Raw genomic sequence first — 20,182 nt, 5'->3', positions numbered from 1 at the left:
TAATACCGGTCATTTTATCGAATGGTGCGATGCACAAATATGTTGCAATGCACAATGAAATCGCCTATATGATCGTCATCACCAAATCAGGGTGCCTCATGAGAGGGCCCAAACTAAGGAGCGCTGATCATGGCTACCAAGAAAATCGACGACGTCTTTTCGCTTGCCTCGTTCGACCCGGCAAAGGTCACCGAGACCTTCCGCGATTTCGCGGAAAAGGGTGCTGCCCAGTCCAAGGACGCCTATGCGAAGATGAAGACCGCCGCCGAAGACGCAACCAAGACCGTTGAAGCGACGCTCGAAAGCGCGCAGTCCGGCTCCGTCGCGCTCGGCCTGAAGGCCATCGACGCACTGCGTACCAATGCCGAAAGCTCGCTCTCGCACCTGGAAGCGCTGATCGGCGTCAAGTCGATCTCCGAGCTGTTCGAACTGCAGACGGCCTTCGTCCGCAAGCAGGCTGAGCTCGCGCTCGAGCAGGCCAAGTCGATGCAGGAAGCCACCCGCCAGGTCGCCGAAACCGTTGCCAAGCCCGGCAAGGACGCCGCCGAAAAGGCTTTCTCCGGCTTCAAGAAGGCCTGATTTCGGCCCCGCCGGCCCAGCCGGCACGGCCTTCAAGACAGACCGGGTGAGTTATCACCCGGTTTTTTCACATAGGGGCGCAAGTTATGTCTTGCAAAAAAGACCGACTGCCCGTATTTGGACCCGGCAAGCGGATACGACCTATGTCTGTCCCGCTTCCCTTTGTGCGGTTGTAGCTCAGTTGGTTAGAGCGCAGGTTTGTGGCACCTGAGGTCGGAGGTTCGAGACCCCCCAACCGTACCATTTTCCTTTTGGAAAATTAGCCACTTAGAGGGTTTTAGGGAGCCTGATAAACCCTAATTTCAATCCGCTCACACCCCTCCAGAGTTTATCGTACCTTCCCTCCATGGGGAAAGATGACGGATTCCGATCGCCAGCGACCTTCTCAATTCCAGACTGAGCGAAACGTTTCAATCGGAACCACCCTACAGAAAAATATGGTGTTCCTCGGTCACCAGTTCCTGCAGGAAATCGACGACGGTGCGGACGCGGACGAGGTCGCGGGCGCTTTCGTGGTAGGTCGTCCAGTAGCCGCGCCGGATCGTCGTTTCCGGCAGCACGCGGACGAGCTCTGGATATTGCCGGGCGATGTAATTGTGCAGGATGCCGATGCCGGCGCTGGAGCGCACGGCTTCGGTCTGGCCGGTGGCGCTGGATATCTCGAAGGAGGCATCCCAACTGCGCATCACCTCGCCGGTGAAATTCAGCGAGGCGGTGAAGATCAGGTCTTCGACATAGCCGATGCGTCGGTGCGCCTTCAGGTCCTCGACCGTTTCCGGTGCACCATGGGAGGCCAGATAATCCCGTGAGGCATAGAGCCCGAGCGTATAATCCGTCAGCTTCGAGGAGATCAGCCGCCCCTGTTCGGGCCGTTCCAGCGTGATGGCGATATCTGCCTCGCGCTGCGACAGAGAAAACGATCGCGGCACCGGTACCAACTGGATGCGCAGTTCCGGAAAGCGGGCCGTCAGCTTGCCGAGGCGTGGCGCCAGGAAGGAAACGCCGAAACCATCGGGCGCTCCGACGCGAACAGTCCCGGCGATCGCCGTGTCGATCCGGCCGATCTGCGCCTGCGCGGCCAGCATCTCTGTCTCCATCCGCTCGGCCGCATGCAGGAATATTTCGCCCTCCGCCGTCAGGTCGCAGCCATTGGTGCGCCGGATCAGCAACCGCGTCTTCAGCGTTTCCTCCAGCGCCGTCACCCGCCGGCTGAGCGTCGCATGATTGAGGCCAAGCCGCTTGGAGGCCGAGAGAATCTGGCCGCTGCGGGCGACGGCCAAGAAAACGCGGACATCATCCCAGTTCATGGGTAAACCTTTGCATTGACGGCGATGGGATCGACGTCGATCAGCCTCAAGGCCTTGATCATATAGGCCGTGCCTTCCTTGTATTTCAGGAAATGCGGTGTCCGGATATGTGCTTCATAGGCTTGGCGATCGGCATAGACTTCAAGGATGCGAACCTGCTCCGGGCGCTCACGCTCGGCGACGGCGTGCAGCATCACGACGCCGGGTTCCTTGGCAATGGACGCCTCGATCTCTTCCGCCAGAAGCGTGCGGTATTCGGCGAGGTGGGCGGGGTCGATTTCCAGCTCCGCGATCCGGATGATCCTTTCGTCCTGCTGGTCCATAGAGGGCTCCCGAATGCGACATCAATTTTTGCACAACGGTTCCTGAATATCGCGCGTTGATTTGTGCATATTGTAGTGCGACACTGCGGCCATAATCAAGATCAGGAGGATCACCCATGTACGAGATTGGTCATTTCATCGGCGGCAAGAAGGTTGCCGGCACCAGCGGCCGCACGAGCAATGTCTTCAACCCGGCAACCGGCGAAGTTCAGGCAACCGTGGCGCTGGCCAGCGACGCGGAAATGGATGCTGCGGTTCAGAACGCCAAGACTGCACAGCCGAAATGGGCCGCCACCAACCCGCAGCGCCGCGCCCGCGTCTTCATGAAGTTCGTTCAGCTCCTCAACGACAACATGGACGAGCTGGCGGAAATGCTGTCGCGCGAGCATGGCAAGACCATCGACGATGCCAAGGGCGACGTCATTCGCGGTCTCGAAGTCTGCGAATTCGTCATCGGCATCCCGCATCTGTCCAAGAGCGAATTCACCGAAGGCGCCGGCCCGAATATCGACATGTATTCGATCCGCCAGCCGGTCGGCATCGGCGCCGGCATTACCCCGTTCAACTTCCCGGCCATGATCCCGATGTGGATGTTCGCGCCGGCCATCGCCTGCGGCAACGCCTTCATCCTGAAGCCTTCGGAGCGTGATCCGTCCGTGCCGATCCGCCTGGCCGAACTGATGATCGAAGCCGGTCTGCCGGCCGGTATCCTCAATGTCGTCAACGGCGACAAGGGCGCGGTCGACGCGATCCTGACGCATCCGGACATTTCGGCTGTTTCCTTCGTCGGCTCGACGCCGATCGCCCGCTACGTCTATGGAACGGCCGCGACGAACGGCAAGCGCGCGCAGTGCTTCGGCGGTGCCAAGAACCATATGATCATCATGCCGGATGCCGATCTCGATCAGGCCGCCAATGCCCTGATGGGCGCCGGCTACGGCTCGGCCGGCGAGCGCTGCATGGCGATCTCGGTTGCCGTTCCCGTCGGCAAGGAAACCGCCGATCGCCTGATCGCCAAACTGACGCCGATGGTCGAATCCTTGCGCATCGGTCCCTACACCGACGAGAAGGCCGATATGGGCCCGGTCGTTACCAAGGAAGCCAAGGAGCGTATTCTCGGCCTGATCAACAAGGGTGTCGAAGACGGTGCCAATCTCGTTGTCGATGGCCGTGATTTCTCGCTGCAGGGCTATGAAAACGGCAACTTCGTCGGCGGCTGCCTGTTCGACAACGTCACCCCGGACATGGACATCTACAAGCAGGAAATCTTCGGACCGGTGCTCTCCGTCGTCCGCGCCACGAACTATGAGGAAGCCCTCGACCTGCCGATGAAGCACGAATACGGCAACGGCGTCGCGATCTACACGCGTGACGGCGACGCTGCCCGCGACTTCGCCAGCCGCATCAACATCGGCATGGTCGGCGTCAACGTTCCGATCCCGGTTCCGCTGGCCTACCATTCCTTCGGCGGCTGGAAGTCATCGTCCTTCGGCGACCTCAACCAGCACGGCACGGACTCGATCAAGTTCTGGACCAAGACCAAGACGATCACCTCGCGCTGGCCGTCCGGCATCAAGGACGGTGCCGAGTTCGTCATGCCGACGATGAAGTAATACCAAGGATCGATGATGGAAACCTATGGGTTCCCACCATCGATCCTTGGTATAAGCTCCGGCAAAATCAGATCCTCCCCGATTGGGCCTCCTCATGGAGGCCCTTTTTTGTGGCCATCGCCGACTTGCGGTTGACCCGCCGTTATCGCCGTTTAAGAGTTCGAACCGGCGGTCGAATATCGGGGGATCATCGGCCGTTCTTCCGTGTATCGGACAGGACGAAAGAGGGGCGACCATGAGCTCGATCGAGACAGCAACACTGCCACCGGCATCGCAACAGTTCCACCGGCTGTCCTTCACCGGACGGGCTTCGGAATATTTCGGCATCTGGATCGTCAACATTCTGCTGACGATCATCACGGTCGGCATCTATTCCGCCTGGGCCAAGGTGCGGCGCAACCGCTATTTCTATGGCAATACGGTGCTGCTCGGCCGCGCCTTCGAATATCACGCCAAGGGCAAGCAAATTTTCATCGGCCGCTTGATCGTTTTTACCTATCTGGTCGTCTACAACATCCTTCTGGCCGCATTCCCGCTGGCAGGCATCGCGCTGGCGGTCGTCGTCCTTTTCTTCTTTCCCTGGCTCATCATGCGCGGCCTGCGGTTCAGCGCCCGCGTCACCAGCTATCGCAACATCCGCTTCGATTTCGTCGGCAAGATGGGCGGCGCCTTCGTCGCCTTCATGTTTGGCCCGATGCTGGCTGCGATCACGCTCGGCATCCTGACGCCTCTCGCCAGCCGCTGGATGTATCGGTATATCGGCAACAATCTGCGTTATGGCGGCCGGTCGTTTGCGGCCGATCCCCGGCTCGGCCAGATTTATCAGACCTGGTTTTTCTCGGCGCTGATCATCGTTCTCGGCATTCTCGTCATCGGCGCCGTGGCACTCATCAACCTCCCTCTGATTGTGGCCCTGGTCGACAATTCCAGTGGGCTGACACCGGAAATGACCTCCTCGCTGATGATTTTCGCCGTTGCGGGTTACATCGCAATCATCTTGTCCTTCGGCATTGCCGCGTTGTTCTATCGGGCCGGCGTCCGCAACATCGCCTGGTCTTCGACGGTTTTCGACGGGAAGCATGCCCTCAAGAGCGATCTGTCGCGTTTCCAATATGTGTGGATCGCCGTTTCGAACGTGATCGTCACGGTCGCGACCCTCGGCCTGATGCGCCCTTGGGCGGCGGTGCGCATGGCGCGCTATGTCAACGAGCATACGGCCATCCGCTTCGATGGCGATGTTGGGGAAATCTTCGCGGCGGTAGAGCAGGAGGGCACGGCCGTGGGCGCCGAATTCATGGACTTCGAGGGCTTCGATTTTGGCTTCTGATGCCGAAACGTCCATCCGGGGCGACTGGCATCCGCGCGATTCCAGTCGCTCGGTGCCGGCCCGTCTTGTCCAGAGGGAAGGGCAGATCGCCGCAGTCGCGGATAATGATCTCACCCCTTTGTCCGCGTCCGGCTTCGCGGCGCTCGATATTTCGGATCGGGTCGGCTCGATCCCGCGCCGCATCCAGTTTCCGGACGGGGCGCTGTTCGAGACGTTCGACAATGATGCGGTTGACCGGCTCTTACGGGCGAACGGTCGCCGCAATGTCGGCTTCATCCATGGCCTGGAGGGTTTTCGCCCGCGGCTGATCGCCTTCGTGGTTGGCGTCTTCCTGCTGTCCGGTCTCGTCTATCGCTTCGCGCTGCCGCTCCTCGTTGAGGTCGCCGTCGCCGTGACGCCGCCGGTGGTGCCCGAGTTGATGTCCGCCGGTACGATGGAAACCATGGATCGCACCGTTCTCGGCAAATCGGCACTGGATGACGCGAAAAAGCGCGCGATTTCCGATGGTTTCGCTCGCATTGCCGAGAAATCCGCGCGCGGCGCCTCGGCCTATACGCTCAATTTCCGCAAGGGCGGGGCGATCGGCCCGAATGCGTTTGCGCTTCCCGACGGCACTTTGATCATCACCGACGAACTGGTCGCGCTTGCCGGCAACGACACGGAAATGCTGATCGGCGTGCTGGCGCACGAGATCGGTCATGTCGAACTGGAGCACAGCCTGCGGCAGATCTACCGCGCCGCTGGGATGGCCGGCCTGATCATGATGATCGCCGGCGATATCGGTGACAGCGTCGAAGACCTGCTCGTTCAGGGCGGTGGTCTGCTGGCGCTCTCCTATTCGCGCTCCGCCGAGGCAGCGGCCGACCGCTATTCCGTCGAACTGATGGACAAGGCCGGTTATGATCCGACCGCGATCGCCCGCTTCTTCGATATCATCGAGAAGAAACTCGGCGATACTTCGGAAACCAGCATCCTTTCGTCCCACCCCGGCACGCCGGAACGGCGCAAGGCGATCCTTGATTATGAAGCGGAACTGCATCGCAAGACGACGGAAAACTGACCCTTGCGATGCAGTTGTTGAACGCGATCCGTTTCATCGGCTTTCGCTGTCCCGAGGGTGGACAGGGCGCGTGAAGCCGATCATGATCACGTCCAGATGATTTTCTGCTTTTTGGAATTGTTCCAAACTAGCATCCGTCCTATATGTGAGACACGAACGTCGGACGATTGGCAGATTCGCTGTTTAATTCATGTGCCGCACGAGTTCACAGGGTTGTCGTCCGGAATGGACGAGCCGGAATTTTGAAGTCTGGAGTTGGTGATGCGCCTGACGAAGCAAACGAACTATGCCGTCCGCATGTTGATGTATTGTGCCGCCAATGACGGCCGTCTCAGCCGCATTCCGGAAATCGCCAAGGCCTATGGTGTTTCCGAGCTCTTCCTCTTCAAGATCCTGCAGCCCTTGAACAGGGCCGGTCTGGTCGAGACGGTGCGCGGCCGCAATGGCGGCGTGCGCCTGCCCAAGCCGGCATCCGAAATTACGCTCTTTGACGTCGTCAAGGTGACCGAGGACAGCTTCGCCATGGCGGAATGCTTCGAAGCCGGCGAAATCGATTGCCCGCTGGTCGATAGCTGCGGCCTGAACGCAGCGCTTCGCAAGGCGTTGAACGCTTTCTTCGAGGTGCTTCAGCAGTATTCGATCGATGACCTTGTGAAAGCGCGGCCGCAGATCAATTTCCTGCTCGGCCTCGATCACCTGACCCAGCCGAAGACGGTGGCTGCCTGATTTTTACAGCACGGATATCCTGAAATTCAAAAAGGCGGCTCTCCCGGGCTCAGACTGCTGACAAAGGCGCTTTCTGACGCCGCTGAAGGTCGCTTGGGACATTCTGCAGCGACCATCTCCTCTGTCATTCCCGCCACAAGGGCGAGAATGACGGAGGGTGGAGTTGCCACGTCCCCAAACAATCAGCTTCAAGGGTTGTCAACAATCTGAGCCCGGTTCGCCCGGGCTTTTTGCTGTCGGGGTCGCATCACCAAATCAGGCGCCCTGTCACTTCGTCACATATTCCCGCAGGATGAATTCAATCGCGGTTGGATCGAGTTGAGCCTTGTCGATACGGAAGTCGACGCCATAGTCTTCGATGTTCTGGAAATAGGGATCGGCAACCGACGAGGAAATCACGCCGATCGGGCCGATGAAGCCCTGTTGCCGCATGGCGGGGACGGTTTCACGAAAATCGGCTTGCGGCTGTAGCCGGTTATCCATCAGCACCATGGAGACAGGTTTTCCGGACTTGATGAAGTCGAGGGCCGCATCGATCGTTTCACAATAATGCAGGTGGATTTCGGCGCTCGTCACCTTCCTCATGATTCCACGCATGATCAGGTTTTCGGCCGGATCGTCGTCGACGAGAAGGATGTGGATCGGGTTGGTCATGATAGTGTGGCTGTTCCGTTGAATGGAATGGCTGTTGATGAAAATCGTGTCCGGTTCCCTCCGGCAGGTATAGGCTTCGTGATTCTATTTATTGGATAATCTGCTCCCGGATTGCCTTGGCGACCATCTGGGTTCTGTTGACGACGTCCAGCTTCTTCAGGATGGTGGCCGTGTGCGAGTTGACCGTGTGTTCAGACACGGAAACGATGAGAGCGATTTCGCTGGCGGTCTTGCCGTGGGAAATCCACCGCAGGATCTCCGTCTCGCGGGGCGTGAGACCAAGGCCCGCCTTGTTGGACAGGACCAGCCGGTAGAAGAAATCGAAAGCGCAGACGGCGTCGTAGCAGAGTTCGAAATGCTGCTGCTGCTCGATATCCTCGCCATCGCCCAGGAACAGCACGGCATAGCGGGCGCCGTTGATACCGGTGACCGGCACGCATATGAGCATTTCGAAGCCGAGCTGATCGAGCAGATTGCCGCCGCCGCCCATATGCGGGTCGCCGGCTTTCCAGACGGAAGGAATGGTGGACGTATGGAGGCTCTTGAACACGACGGAATCGCCGAAGCGATGGCGCTTGTCATATTCCTCGGCAAGACCTGACGGCAGATCGTGCAGCGCAAGCCGATTGGACAGCATGCAGGCGTCGCCCTCATTCCCCAGTTGCAGGATTCCGAAATGATCGAAACCGAACCGCAGCGACATGGTGTGAAAAATCCGGAAGAAATCGACGCGATTGAGCGCTTTCTCCAAATCGCCGTCAAAATGATATCGCCGGTGGTTTTTCAGAAGAGTTGCCACGACGCGGCCGTCCTCCACAGTGATCCGCGAACACCAGTTTACCGTGCGATTCGTCACAAGCAACTGGTATTTCAAACGAAAATAGGAGGGAGCGACAGAATTGGAAGGGGGGTGTCGAGGTGCGGAGAAGGGCGGCGAGTGGGAGGACTGCATATGGTCGCTTTCATCTATCCCCGCCTGGCAGATCAAAGCTTGACAGTCCTCCCCGCCCCGCAAGTGTCTTATGCCACTTGAAGCGCTTTGGAACTATCCGTGCAATTTGCGATTGACATTTTCCGAGGGGCTATTTTGATTCGTCTTTCGCCGGTTGTTCATTCAAAAAAGTCGTGTATAGCGTCACTCCTGTCGGATCTGGATGAATTTTCCAATTGGACAAATTTTTCCGGATGCTTATTGCAATGCCGGGGCAAATGTCGTTCCATCCGGCCTTGACCGGAAACAACGGCTTCTGCGTCAGAAAAATTATGAGAACAAGAACAAAACTGGGAAGCAAAGCTCATGAAAAAGCTCACTACTCTCCTCGCAGCAACCGCGATCGCCACCCTGATGGCCGGTTCTGCATGGTCGAAGACCTTTGTCTACTGCTCCGAAGCCTCGCCGGAAGGGTTCGATCCGGGCCTGTACACCGGTGGCCAGACGTTCGACGCCGCCGCCCACACCGTCTACAACCGTCTGGTCGAATTCAAGCGCGGCACGACCGAACTCGAGCCCGCCTTGGCTGAAAGCTGGGAAATTTCGGCTGACGGCAAGGAGTATACCTTCAAGCTGCGCAAGGGCGTCAAGTTCCAGACGACGGACTATTTCACTCCGACGCGCGAGTTGAACGCGGACGACGTGATCTTCTCGTTCGAGCGCCAGTACAAGGCCGACAATCCCTGGAACAAGTATGTACCCGGCGCGTCCTGGGAATATTTCTCCGGCATGGGCCTGCCGGATGTCCTCGACAAGGTCGAAAAGGTCGATGACCTGACGGTCAAGATCACCCTGAAGCGCCCGGAAGCACCGCTTCTCGCCAACCTCGGCATGCCCTTCATCTCCATCGTTTCCAAGGAATATGCCGACAAGCTGCAGGCCGACGGCAAGATGGAACTGATGAACCAGCAGCCGCTGGGCACGGGTCCGTTCACCTTCGTTGCCTATCAGCCGGATGCCGCGATCCGCTACAAGGCCAACCCGGACTATTGGGGCGGCAAGCAGAAGATCGATGATCTCGTCTTCGCCATCACGACCGATGCCGCAATCCGCGCGCAGAAGCTGAAGGCTGGCGAGTGCCACCTGATGTCATATCCGAACGCCGCCGATGTCGCCGAAATGAAGGCTGATCCGAACCTCAACGTGTCCGAACAGGCCGGCCTGAACGTTTCCTATCTCGCCTACAACACGCTGGTTCCGCCATTCGACAAGGTCGAGGTTCGCAAGGCCCTCAATATGGCGATCAATCGTCAGGCCATCGTCGATGCGGTCTTCCAGGGTGCGGCAACGGTTGCCAAAAACCCGATCCCGCCGACAATGTGGTCGTACAACGATGCCGTCGAAGACGACAAGTATGATCCGGAAGCGGCCAAGAAGATGCTCGAAGATGCTGGCGTCACCGGCCTCAAGATGAAAATCTGGGCAATGCCTGTCGCACGTCCGTACATGCTCAATGCACGCCGGGCCGCCGAACTGATGCAGGCCGACCTTGCCAAGATCGGTGTCGAAGTCGAAATCGTATCCTATGAATGGGCCGAATATCTGAAGCTCTCTTCTGCCAAGGACCGCGACGGTGCCGCGATCCTCGGCTGGACGGGTGACAATGGTGATCCGGATAACTTCCTGGATACGCTGCTCGGTTGCGACGCTGTTGGCGGCAACAACCGCGCGCAGTGGTGCAACAAGGAATTCGATGATCTCGTGACCAAGGCGAAGGAAACCGCCGATGTGGCCGAGCGCACGAAACTTTACGAGCAGGCCCAGGTCGTCTTCAAGAAGGAAGCGCCCTGGAATACGCTTGACCACTCGCTTGCCGTCGTGCCGATGAGCAAGAAGGTTTCGGGCTTCGTCCAGTCGCCGCTCGGTGATTTCATCTTCGACGGTGTTGATATCGCCGAATAAGATCGGTTACGAGAAAGGCACACCGAAAAGAGTGTGTTGTGGCCGGCGGCTCGAAATTCGGGCCGCCGGTTTTTAAAAATAACAAGAAGAAGGGATTGGCTCCCATGTTGCGCTTTATCGTCGGACGGCTCGCCGTTCTGATACCCACCTTTATCGGGGTATCTCTCATAGCGTTTTCTTTCATTCGACTTCTGCCAGGCGATCCGGTCATGCTGATGTCGGGTGAGCGCGTCATGTCGCCGGAGCGGCACGCGCAGATCATGGCGGAACTCGGCCTCGACCGGCCGATGTACATGCAATATTTCGATTATCTGATGAATCTCCTGCAGGGCGATTTCGGCAGCTCCATCGTCACGAAGCGCGCGGTGCTCGATGATTTTCTGCAGCTGTTTCCGGCAACGATCGAACTGTCGCTCTGCGCCATCATCCTGGCTGTCGCACTCGGCGTTCCCGCGGGCGTCCTCGCAGCGGTCAAGCGCGGCACCTGGCTCGACCAGACGCTGATGGGAACGGCACTTGTCGGCTATTCCATGCCGATCTTCTGGTGGGGCCTGCTGCTCGTCATCTTCTTTTCCGGCTATCTCGGCTGGACGCCCGTCTCGGGCCGCATTTCGCTGATGTACTTCTTCCCGCAGGTGACCGGCTTCATGCTGATCGACAGTCTGATCTCGGGGCAGGCGGGCGCCTTCAAGTCCGCCGTCACCTATCTGATCCTGCCGACCATCGTGCTCGCGACCATTCCGCTCGCCGTCATTGCGCGCCAGACGCGTTCGGCGATGCTGGAAGTGCTTGGCGAAGACTATGTGCGCACCGCCCGCTCGAAGGGTCTGTCGCCGTTCCGGGTGATCGGCGTGCATGCGCTGCGCAATGCCCTGATCCCGGTCATCACCACGATCGGTCTGCAGGTCGGCGTGCTCCTGGCCGGCGCGATCCTGACCGAGACGATTTTCTCCTGGCCGGGCATCGGCAAATGGATGGTCGATTCCGTCTTCAAGCGCGACTATCAGGTCGTCCAGGGCGGTCTGATGCTGATCGCCGCGGTGATCATGGTCGTAAACCTCATCGTTGACGTGCTCTATGGCCTCGTCAATCCCCGCATCCGACACTGAGGAGGGTCCCATGGCTGTTGTCGATACAAACGCCGTTCCTGCGTCCGGGACCGCCCCGCCATCCGGTCTTGCCGAATTCTGGTTCTATTTCTCGCGCAACAAGGGCGCGGTGATCGGCCTCGTGATCTTCACGATCATCCTGCTGCTCGCCATCTTCGCACCGCTGGTGACGCCGCATAGCCCGAGCATCCAGAACCGCGACGTTCTGCTCCTGCCTCCGGCGGTCGCCTCAGGCGGGCAGTGGACTTATCTGCTCGGGACCGACGCCGTCGGTCGCGATATCCTGTCGCGGCTGATCTACGGCGCCCGTTTCTCGCTGTTCATCGGTCTCGTGGTCGTGACGCTGTCGGTCATTTCCGGCGTGCTCGTCGGCCTGGTCGCCGGTTATTTCCGTGGTCGTACCGATACGATCATCATGCGGGTGATGGACATCATCCTGGCGTTCCCGTCGCTGCTTCTGGCGCTGGTTCTGGTCGCCGTTCTCGGTCCCGGCCTGCTCAATGCCATGATCGCGATCTCGCTGGTCAATCTGCCGCATTTCGTGCGTCTGACCCGCGCCGCCGTCATGTCCGAGCGTACCAAGGATTACGTCATCGCGTCCAGGGTTGCGGGTGCCGGCACGTTGCGGCTGATGTTCCGGACGATCCTGCCGAACTGCCTTGCGCCGCTGATCGTCCAGGCGACGCTCGCCTTCTCGGCGGCGATCCTCGATGCGGCGGCCCTCGGCTTCCTCGGCATGGGCGCACAGCCGCCGACGCCGGAATGGGGCACGATGCTTGCCGAAGCGCGCGAGTTCATCCAGCGCGCCTGGTGGGTCGTGACCTTCCCCGGTCTCGCCATTCTCATCACCGTCCTTGCCATCAACTTGATGGGCGACGGCCTGCGCGATGCGCTTGATCCAAAGCTGAAGAGGTCCTGATGTCCCTTTTCGAAGTTGAAAATCTCGTTGTCGAATTCCAGACCGCGGCCGGTCCGTTCCGCGCCGTCGATGGTGTCTCGATGAAGGTCAATGCCGGCGAAGTCCTTGCGATCGTCGGCGAATCCGGTTCCGGCAAGTCGGTTTCGATGCTCGCCGCCATGGGCCTTCTGCCCTGGACAGCCAAGGTGACCGCCGACAAGCTGCAGTTCAACGATATCGATCTGCTCGGCCTGTCGTCGTCGGATCGGCGCAAGATCGTCGGCAAGGACATTGCCATGATCTTCCAGGAGCCGATCGCCAGCCTCAATCCGTGCTTCACCGTCGGTTTCCAGATCGAGGAAGTCCTGCGCATCCATCTGGGTCTCGGCAAGGCGGCGCGGCGGGCGCGGGCGATCGAACTGTTCGAACTGGTCGGCATTCCCAACCCGGCAGAACGACTGAGCCACTTCCCGCACCAGATGTCGGGCGGTCAGTGCCAACGCGTGATGATCGCCATCGCGCTCGCCTGCAATCCGAAGCTCCTGATCGCCGACGAGCCGACGACGGCGCTCGACGTGACCATCCAGAAGCAGATCCTTGACCTGCTGATGCGGCTTCAGGCCGAGAACGGCATGGGCCTGATCATCATCACCCACAATATGGGCGTGGTGGCCGAGACCGCCGACCGCGTCATCGTCCAGTACAAGGGCCGCAAGATCGAAGAGGCGGACGTGCTTTCTCTGTTTGAATCCCCGAAGAGCGAATATACCCGCGCGCTTCTGTCGGCGCTTCCGGACAACGCCACAGGCGACCGTCTTCCGACGATCGCGGAATTCCTCACCGACGACCAGATCTTTGCAGGAGCTGTTCGATGACCCATGTTCTCGAAGCCAGAAACCTTGTCCGCGATTATCATATCCCGGGCAGCCTGCTGAAAAAGGGCAAGACCGTTCACGCCGTCAAGGGCGTGAGCTTTTCGGTCGATCAGGGCAAGACACTGGCGATCGTCGGCGAAAGCGGTTGTGGGAAGTCGACGCTGGCCCGCATCGTTACCATGATCGACCCGGCAACCTCGGGCGACATGCTGATCGATGGCCAGAAGGTCGATATTGCCCGTGAAAAGCTGACGCCGGACATGCGCCGCAAGGTGCAGATCGTCTTTCAGAATCCCTACGGCACGCTCAATCCGCGCAAGAAGATCGGCGAAATCCTCACCGAGCCGCTGATCATCAATACGGACATGAAGGCCGACGACCGCCGCGACAAGGCGATCGCCATGCTGAAGAAGGTCGGACTCGAGGAAAAGCATTACGGCCGCTATCCGCACATGTTTTCCGGCGGCCAGCGTCAGCGCGTCGCCATTGCCCGGGCGCTGATGCTCAATCCGCGGCTTCTCGTGCTCGACGAGCCGGTCTCGGCACTTGACCTCTCCGTGCAGGCGCAGGTTCTCAACCTGTTGGCCGATCTGCAGGACGAGTTCCAACTGACCTATGTGTTCATCAGCCACGACCTTTCCGTGGTGCGTTACATCGCTGATGACGTGATGGTGATGTATTACGGCGAGGCGGTGGAATACGGCAGTCGCGAAGAAGTCTTCGCCGATCCCAAGCACAGCTATACCAAGACATTGTTCGCGGCCACGCCGCGCGCCGATGTCGACAGCATCAAGGCGCGCCTTGCCCGGAAAAATGCCGCCTGATTGGCGGCACGATTTCACAATCGCGGTTCCACCGACCGGCGATCTGCGATAAAGCGCCAGCGTCACACGATTTTCAGACTGCGGTCCGCCGCATTTACGAGGAATGGAAAGATGGATATCAAACGCTTCGAAACCGGCCCGCGCATGAGCCAGGCTGTGGTTCACAACGGCACCGTCTATCTCGCGGGCCAGGTCGGCGAGGCCGGCTCCGACGTTGCCGAGCAGACCAAGCAGGCTCTCGCCTCCGTCGATCGCCTGCTGGCGCTGGCCGGCACCGATAAGAGCCGCATTCTGTCGGCAACGGTCTGGCTCGCCGACATGGTCGATTTTCCGAAGATGAACGCCGTCTGGGATGCATGGGCCTCGCAGGGCAACACCCCGGCCCGCGCCACCGGTGAAGCCAAGCTGGCAACGCCGGAATACCTCGTTGAAGTCATCGTCGTCGCCGCTCTCTGATCGCAGCGATCGCATGTATGAAAGCCGGCATTCCCTTGGAGTGCCGGCTTTTTCATGGGTTCAGTTGCCGATCCGGGCAATCCCGGTTTCGCCGTTGTCCCGAACCCATTTCACCTTGTTTTCGCCAGCATCCGTCAGGTCGAAACACATTTTCGAGCCGTCGTACCAGACCTCGAACTGCTGGCAGAGCTTGTTGGACTGGATCCACCAGTGACCCCGGTCGGTCGGCTGGATGAATTTGCCGAGACCGAGCGCCTTGCCGCTGCCATCCACCACGCCGGACGTATGATAGTTGAGCGGAAACTCGCCACCCATGGGTGCTGCCAGATAAATCGTCCGGCCGATGATCTGGTTGCGGATATCCGCTTCCTTCAAATGGTTCGCCTCGGCCGCGAGCGCGAGGCCGGACATGGCCATTCTGAAGCAGGCAACAATGAGCATCTTCATGACGGTCTCCATCGCGTGATACAATTCGATACGCGGCAATGAAGAAGTGGATCACCTATGGGCGCTTCAAAATGTTTCTCGTTTGGGAGGCCGATAAAGTGGAACAAAGACACGTCATTCCCGTTAAAGGGCGGTCCTCCGGGATACTCTCCAACAATGAAGGGACGTGCCATGCTGTACTGGTTGCCAAGGATTTTTCTGTTCCTGCTGATCGGCGCTATTGTCGGTCTCGGTGTTCTGCCCGCGACTTCGGAAGATGTCGCCAATACCCTCATCGTCGTTATTCTCGGCCTTGGTCTATTTTCCCTCACGCTGCATGTCTTCCCGCCGGAAAGATACTGACGGCGTCGATCAAATCGGCACATAAACGGTTTTCTTTTTTTCTGGACGCTGTACGTTCAAAATCTAGACGTTCATGGGGAATCGCTCGGTAATCCATCCGCGCCGAAAGCGGGGACAGACGGTCCAGGCGGGAGAGGGACTTGACCGTCATGCATGGGGGCAGGTTGTGATGATCGGGCGTTCGGTATTTTCCCGAACCGTGCCACTGATCTTGTTTGCCGGCGCAGTTCTTCTCCTGGGGCTTGTGCTCACATCCTTGCGTTTTGCCTATGATGCACGCGAGAATTCGCAACAGGCGCTCGAAGCCTCGCGGCTTAATGCGCGCGCGCTCCTTCTCTATAATCTCGTACAGGATGCGGAGACGAGCCAGCGTGGTTATCTTCTCGCCGGTGAGGAAAAATATCTTTCGCCGTTCAAGCGGGCTGAAGCACTCGTCCGGCTGCAGTTTCTCAGTATTAGCGGGGATATGCTCAAGGTCGGTATCAGCGGCACGACCATCGACCGGTTGAAATCGCTGATCGAAACCAAGATCAGCGAAATGAAGAACACCGTCGCGCTGAAGACGGCGGGGCGCGATGCAGAGGCTCTCGCGATCGTACAGGCGGATGCCGGCAAGGTGGCGATGGACGAGATCCACCACATCATGACCCGGATCGACGCCATCACCGGCAATATCGGCTTCCAGAAGCGCCGAGCTTTGAGCAAAGCAACGGAATGGCTGATGATCACCATTGCCGGCGGCGCCGTCCTGCTTGTTGTGCTTGTCGGCGGCGCCATTTGGGTCATCTTCAGTCACACCGTCCAGCTCGAAGAAGCGCGCAAGGCGCTTACCCACCAGAATGAAACGCTGGAAGTCCGGATCGGTCAGCGCACGCGGCATCTGGAACGCGCCAATCGTGAATTGCAGAGTTACGCCTATATTGTCGGCCACGATCTGAGGGCGCCTCTCGTCAACATCATGGGCTTTACGTCCGAACTGGAGCGGGCGTCGGCGATCTTTGCCGATTATGTGAAAAAGCCGGAGGGCGAGCGCGATGCGTTGATCGAGAAGCAGGCTGGCGAGGCCGTCAATGTCGATATTCCTGAAGCGCTGGGGTTCATCCGCTCCTCGATGAAGCGCATGGACGATCTGATCAACGAGATCCTGCGGCTGGCGCGCGCCGGTAGCCGGCAGCTGGTGGCCGAGCGGCTCAGCCTTGCGGACTTGCTGTCCGAGACGGTCGCCAATCTTCAACACAGGCTCGATGAAACGAATGCCAGGGTGGAGATCGCGCCGGACCTGCCGCATATTTCGTCTGATCGACTTGCCCTGCAGCAAATTTTTGGCAACCTTCTGGATAATGCGGTAAAATACGCGCATGCGACCCGCCCGCCGGTGATCCGCGTGACGGGCGCGATTGCCGGAGATCAGGTCGTGATCGACGTCAGCGATAATGGCCGAGGGATTGCGGAGCGGGATCTGGAACGGATTTTCGAATTGTTTCGGCGCTCGGGTTCGCAGGACAGGCCGGGTGAAGGCATAGGCCTGGCGCATGTGCGTGCGCTGGTTCGCCGTCTGGGAGGAGACGTTCTCGTCAAATCGACCTTGGGAGAGGGGACAACCTTCTTCGTCAGCCTCGCGACCGATCTGCGGTTTGTCAAGGACAGGGGGGAGCAATGAACACTGGTTTACAGCCTGTCGTCATCATCATGATCGAGGATGATGAAGGCCACGCTCGTCTGATTGAAAAAAACATCCGCCGGGCCGGCGTGACCAACGAAATCGTGTCCTTCGTGACCGGAACGGCGGCGCTGTCCTATCTGCTCGGCCCGGACGGTACGGGCGAGGCGCACGAGGGTAAGCAACTCCTTATCCTGCTCGATCTCAATCTGCCCGACATGACCGGCATGGATATCCTCGCCCAAGTGCGCGAGAGCGAGCATTTGAAACGGCTGATGGTGATCATTCTGACCACGACGGACGATCCGGTCGAGGTCCATCGCTGTTATGATCTCGGTGCAAACGTCTATGTGGCCAAGCCCATGCAATACGATAAGTTCGTCAACGCCATTCAGCAGCTTGGGCTCTTCCTCTCGGTGGTAACCGTGCCGGAGGCGTGCTGATGGAGCGCTATGCAGGCAACGGCGAGATGCGCATCCTGTACATCGATGACGATGAAGCGCTTGGCGTCCTCCTGCGCAAGAACCTGACGCGTCAGGGTTTCAACGTCGTGACCGCGCTCGACCGGCAAGCCGGCATGGCCGTTCTGGAAGCCGGGAATGTGGACGCAATCGCGCTTGATCACTACCTGTTGGGCGAAACCGGCCTTGATATCCTCCCGGCCATCGTCGCGATCAGGGACCATCCGCCTGTCGTCTACGTAACAGGCGCAGGCGAAGCCAGCATCGCAGTCGAAGCACTGAAGCGGGGCGCCGAAGATTATGTGACGAAAAGCGTCTCGGCAGAGTTTTTCGATGTCCTGGGAACAGCACTGAGGCAGGCTCTGGAACGGGCGCGGTTTCGTCGTGAAACGGCGGCCGCGCAGGAGGCCGTGCATCAGGAACGCGATCGGGCCGAGCTTCTCCTGCGTGAGGTCAATCACCGCGTCGCCAACAGCTTGAGCCTCGCGGCCTCGCTTGTGCGCATGCAGGCCTCGTTGGTGACCGACCCGGAGGCCGTGGCTGCCCTGCAGGAAACGCAGGTCCGCATTCATGCGATCGGCAACGTCCATCGTCATCTCTACGCCAAGAACCAGGTCGGCGTGGTGGATATCGACGACTACCTGAAAAGCCTGCTCGGCGAACTTCAGTCCTCCATGCGAGACGATGCGCGACCGCATACGGTCGCTCTTTCGGTTGAGGCCACCCAACTGCCGACGGATAAGGTCGTTCCACTTGGGCTCGTCGTCAGCGAACTCGTCACCAATGCCTTCAAATACGCCTATCCGAGCGGGCGCGCCGGCGAAATACGGGTCCGGCTGTCGCGGCGTGACGCCGAGACGATCGAGCTTCTGGTGGAAGACGATGGCGTCGGCATGAATCCGCAATTGCCCGCCAAGGGAACGGGGCTTGGAACCAGAATCCTCAATTCGATGGCAGCGACGATGGGCGGCACGCTTGTCTATGACAGGGACATGGCCGGCACGCGTGTTCGGGTGACCTTCCCGATCTCGGGACAAATTCGGGCGTAGATCGGGAAAGCCGGACGGCTTGCCGCGGTGAAACGTGTCGAATCCCGCTCTGCTGCCGGCACTATTTGTCGACGGCCTTTAGCGCCACATGATCATGGCAATTAATGGTTCCTCTGCTCCGGATAACATCCGATCGGACGATGATCTGTTGCGCGCCGTCTCGTCTTCTCCTCCCTCGGAGCCGGCGACATCCAATATATGAAACGTCGGCACGCATCGTGGTTCCCTATTTGCGCCAGTCCGCTCCGAGGAACTTTTTCGCAACCGATGCGTTAACCGCTGTCAGACCGTGGACAAGCCAAAGCGCCGTCCGTCCGCGGCATTTTCCGGACATGGATCATCGCCATTCGACCCGCTGGCCGGGCCGGGCAAGTGGAGAGAACGAAATGGGCGCCTTCCCGGCGAGTGGGTTGATCAAGCAGCGAAAACAGGCGGAGATCGAAGCGCGGGCGGCGGAAGCAGCGCCACCGCAAACCGCGCCCAAGTCCGGGCTGGATCTCGTCGTTGCCTGGAGCATCGTTGGTACCTTTATCATCTTCGCTTCGGCGGTTATCTACATGATGGAAGCGATCCTCATGCCGGTGACCCTTGCTATCGTTGTCGGCATGGTTCTGGGCCTCGCGGCCGATCGTCTTGCACGCTTCGGCTTGCCGCCGGTGCTTGGGGGACTGCTCCTCGCGCTGGTCTTCGTCGTCGGGCTGTTCTTCCTGATCAATGCGACCATCGAACCGCTGACATCGCTGGCGGGCCAGGCTCCGGCCATGCTTGAAGGGGCGATCGAACGGGTCTTGCCCTATCTGCAGCGGTTTGAATGGGCAAGGCTCGCCATTGCCGGCACCAATCAGAAGGCGATGACCGATGTCGTCATTCAGAACGCCGGCACCATGCTGGGGCTCGTCGCTTCGGGCATAACACCAGCCTTTATCCAGATCATGATTTTCCTGGCGGCGCTGGGATTGTTCCTCGTCGGGCGCGCACATCTGCGCAAGACGATCATCCTGGCCTTCGCGACCCGGGAACGCCGGCTGGCCGCGATCCGCATCATGAACGCTACGGAAAACGCTGTCGGCTTTTACTTCTCCACAGCAAGCCTGATCTACTTGGTGCTCGGGACGATCACCGCCGCCATCACCTTTGTTGGGGGGCTGGCAATGGCTCCGGTCTGGGGCCTGTTCGCTTTTGTCTCCAGCTTTATCCCGTATCTCGGCGTCACCATCATGACGGTCGCGCTGCTCTGCGCGGGCCTGATGACCCACGATGCGCTCCTCCTGGCGCTGGCGCCGGCTGCAGGCTTCTTCATTCTTCATCTCGTGATGGAAAACATCGTGACGCCTTCGATCCTCGGCCATCGGCTGGAGATCAACCCGTTCCTGATCTTCATTGCGATCATCTTCTGGACCTGGATGTGGGGCGCGGTCGGCGCCATGTTGGCGCTGCCCCTGTCGCTGATCGCCATGACCATCTTCAACGAGGTCCGCACCCAGCCGCCGGAACGACAGCTGCCGGGCTGACAGAGTCGATTGAAACGAGAGACTGCGCCAGGCCATCAATGTTTGCGTATCGTAGAGAAAGCCGTTGC

The 20,182-nt window shown here is 59.4% G+C and carries 21 protein-coding genes and 1 tRNA gene; 17 read left to right on the top strand and 5 right to left on the bottom strand.

The genetic code is table 11. The features are described from left to right. The first annotated feature begins 129 nt into the window (after positions 1 to 129). A complete protein-coding gene (locus ACST81_RS20055) occupies positions 130 to 579 on the top strand; it encodes a phasin (RefSeq protein WP_438750118.1) in 450 nt (149 codons plus the stop codon). Between the two features lie 166 nt (positions 580 to 745). After that, positions 746 to 822 (top strand) — tRNA-His (locus ACST81_RS20050). Between the two features lie 182 nt (positions 823 to 1,004). On the opposite strand, the gene ACST81_RS20045 is transcribed toward ACST81_RS20050, so the two are convergent. Both ACST81_RS20045 and ACST81_RS20040 read right to left on the bottom strand, forming a co-directional pair. Next, the gene (locus ACST81_RS20045) at positions 1,005 to 1,886 is read right to left on the bottom strand and encodes a LysR family transcriptional regulator (RefSeq protein ID WP_438750116.1); all 882 of its coding nucleotides are present in this window, start codon (positions 1,884 to 1,886) and stop codon (positions 1,005 to 1,007) included. Further along, complete coding sequence (locus ACST81_RS20040) at positions 1,883 to 2,209, bottom strand: putative quinol monooxygenase (RefSeq protein ID WP_438750115.1); 327 nt, start codon at positions 2,207 to 2,209, stop codon at positions 1,883 to 1,885. Before ACST81_RS20040 ends, ACST81_RS20045 begins: the two co-directional genes overlap by 4 nt. A 116-nt stretch (positions 2,210 to 2,325) precedes the next feature. On the opposite strand from ACST81_RS20040, the gene ACST81_RS20035 reads away from it, so the two are divergent. From ACST81_RS20035 to rirA, 4 genes are all read left to right on the top strand, one after another. Next, positions 2,326 to 3,822 (top strand): CoA-acylating methylmalonate-semialdehyde dehydrogenase, encoded by a 1,497-nt coding sequence (locus ACST81_RS20035; RefSeq protein WP_438750113.1) that lies wholly within the window; start codon positions 2,326 to 2,328, stop codon positions 3,820 to 3,822. 235 nt (positions 3,823 to 4,057) lie between these two features. Beyond that, positions 4,058 to 5,149, top strand: a complete 1,092-nt coding sequence (locus tag ACST81_RS20030) for a YjgN family protein (protein ID WP_438750112.1) — start codon at positions 4,058 to 4,060, stop codon at positions 5,147 to 5,149. Next, positions 5,139 to 6,209, top strand: coding sequence for a M48 family metallopeptidase (locus ACST81_RS20025; RefSeq protein WP_438750111.1), 1,071 nt, complete (start codon positions 5,139 to 5,141; stop codon positions 6,207 to 6,209). Before ACST81_RS20030 ends, ACST81_RS20025 begins: the two co-directional genes overlap by 11 nt. Before the next feature lie 261 nt (positions 6,210 to 6,470). Further along, positions 6,471 to 6,935, top strand: coding sequence for an iron-responsive transcriptional regulator RirA (gene rirA, locus ACST81_RS20020; RefSeq protein WP_438750109.1), 465 nt, complete (start codon positions 6,471 to 6,473; stop codon positions 6,933 to 6,935). A 267-nt stretch (positions 6,936 to 7,202) separates the two neighbouring features. Here the strand turns inward: rirA and ACST81_RS20015 are convergent, their stop codons facing one another. Together ACST81_RS20015 and ACST81_RS20010 are read right to left on the bottom strand one after the other, a co-directional pair. Beyond that, entirely contained in the window at positions 7,203 to 7,589 is a 387-nt protein-coding gene (locus tag ACST81_RS20015) for a response regulator (RefSeq protein WP_438750108.1), read from the bottom strand. A gap of 88 nt (positions 7,590 to 7,677) precedes the next feature. Next, entirely contained in the window at positions 7,678 to 8,388 is a 711-nt protein-coding gene (locus ACST81_RS20010; RefSeq protein ID WP_438750107.1) for a helix-turn-helix domain-containing protein, read from the bottom strand. Positions 8,389 to 8,886: 498 nt separating this feature from the next. Between ACST81_RS20010 and ACST81_RS20005 the strand changes: the two genes are divergently transcribed. The 6 genes from ACST81_RS20005 (at position 8,887) to ACST81_RS19980 (ending at position 14,644) form a co-directional block, all read left to right on the top strand. Then, the gene (locus ACST81_RS20005; RefSeq protein WP_438750106.1) at positions 8,887 to 10,482 is read left to right on the top strand and encodes an ABC transporter substrate-binding protein; all 1,596 of its coding nucleotides are present in this window, start codon (positions 8,887 to 8,889) and stop codon (positions 10,480 to 10,482) included. Positions 10,483 to 10,586: 104 nt separating this feature from the next. Further along, positions 10,587 to 11,591: an ABC transporter permease subunit gene (locus ACST81_RS20000; protein WP_438750105.1), complete on the top strand. Its 1,005-nt coding sequence runs from the start codon at positions 10,587 to 10,589 to the stop codon at positions 11,589 to 11,591. 10 nt (positions 11,592 to 11,601) lie between these two features. Beyond that, positions 11,602 to 12,510 (top strand): ABC transporter permease subunit, encoded by a 909-nt coding sequence (locus ACST81_RS19995; protein ID WP_438750104.1) that lies wholly within the window; start codon positions 11,602 to 11,604, stop codon positions 12,508 to 12,510. Then, a complete protein-coding gene (locus ACST81_RS19990) occupies positions 12,510 to 13,364 on the top strand; it encodes an ABC transporter ATP-binding protein (RefSeq protein WP_438750102.1) in 855 nt (284 codons plus the stop codon). Before ACST81_RS19995 ends, ACST81_RS19990 begins: the two co-directional genes overlap by 1 nt. Then, positions 13,361 to 14,188, top strand: a complete 828-nt coding sequence (locus ACST81_RS19985; protein WP_438750101.1) for a dipeptide ABC transporter ATP-binding protein — start codon at positions 13,361 to 13,363, stop codon at positions 14,186 to 14,188. The genes ACST81_RS19990 and ACST81_RS19985 overlap by 4 nt, the downstream gene beginning before the upstream one ends. A gap of 111 nt (positions 14,189 to 14,299) precedes the next feature. After that, complete coding sequence (locus ACST81_RS19980; protein WP_438750100.1) at positions 14,300 to 14,644, top strand: RidA family protein; 345 nt, start codon at positions 14,300 to 14,302, stop codon at positions 14,642 to 14,644. 60 nt (positions 14,645 to 14,704) lie between these two features. Here ACST81_RS19980 and ACST81_RS19975 read toward each other — a convergent pair whose 3' ends face one another. Further along, positions 14,705 to 15,091: a hypothetical protein gene (locus tag ACST81_RS19975; protein ID WP_438750099.1), complete on the bottom strand. Its 387-nt coding sequence runs from the start codon at positions 15,089 to 15,091 to the stop codon at positions 14,705 to 14,707. 156 nt (positions 15,092 to 15,247) lie between these two features. Between ACST81_RS19975 and ACST81_RS19970 the strand changes: the two genes are divergently transcribed. From ACST81_RS19970 to ACST81_RS19950, 5 genes are all read left to right on the top strand, one after another. Then, positions 15,248 to 15,433, top strand: coding sequence for a hypothetical protein (locus ACST81_RS19970; protein WP_438750097.1), 186 nt, complete (start codon positions 15,248 to 15,250; stop codon positions 15,431 to 15,433). 169 nt (positions 15,434 to 15,602) lie between these two features. Next, a complete protein-coding gene (locus ACST81_RS19965) occupies positions 15,603 to 17,093 on the top strand; it encodes a sensor histidine kinase (RefSeq protein WP_438750094.1) in 1,491 nt (496 codons plus the stop codon). Next, positions 17,090 to 17,536: a response regulator gene (locus ACST81_RS19960; protein WP_438750093.1), complete on the top strand. Its 447-nt coding sequence runs from the start codon at positions 17,090 to 17,092 to the stop codon at positions 17,534 to 17,536. The genes ACST81_RS19965 and ACST81_RS19960 overlap by 4 nt, the downstream gene beginning before the upstream one ends. Further along, on the top strand, positions 17,536 to 18,603 hold the full coding sequence (locus ACST81_RS19955; RefSeq protein WP_438750092.1) for a sensor histidine kinase: 1,068 nt from the start codon (positions 17,536 to 17,538) through the stop codon (positions 18,601 to 18,603). Before ACST81_RS19960 ends, ACST81_RS19955 begins: the two co-directional genes overlap by 1 nt. A gap of 386 nt (positions 18,604 to 18,989) precedes the next feature. After that, complete coding sequence (locus ACST81_RS19950) at positions 18,990 to 20,114, top strand: AI-2E family transporter (RefSeq protein ID WP_438753712.1); 1,125 nt, start codon at positions 18,990 to 18,992, stop codon at positions 20,112 to 20,114. Positions 20,115 to 20,182 lie beyond the last annotated feature (68 nt).

This window comes from Pararhizobium sp. O133, assembly GCF_051669845.1.
Taxonomy (GTDB): Bacteria; Pseudomonadota; Alphaproteobacteria; order Rhizobiales; family Rhizobiaceae; genus Pararhizobium.
The sequence above is the reverse complement of the archived record's forward strand: the minus strand, read 5'-3'. Positions and strand labels throughout refer to the sequence as shown.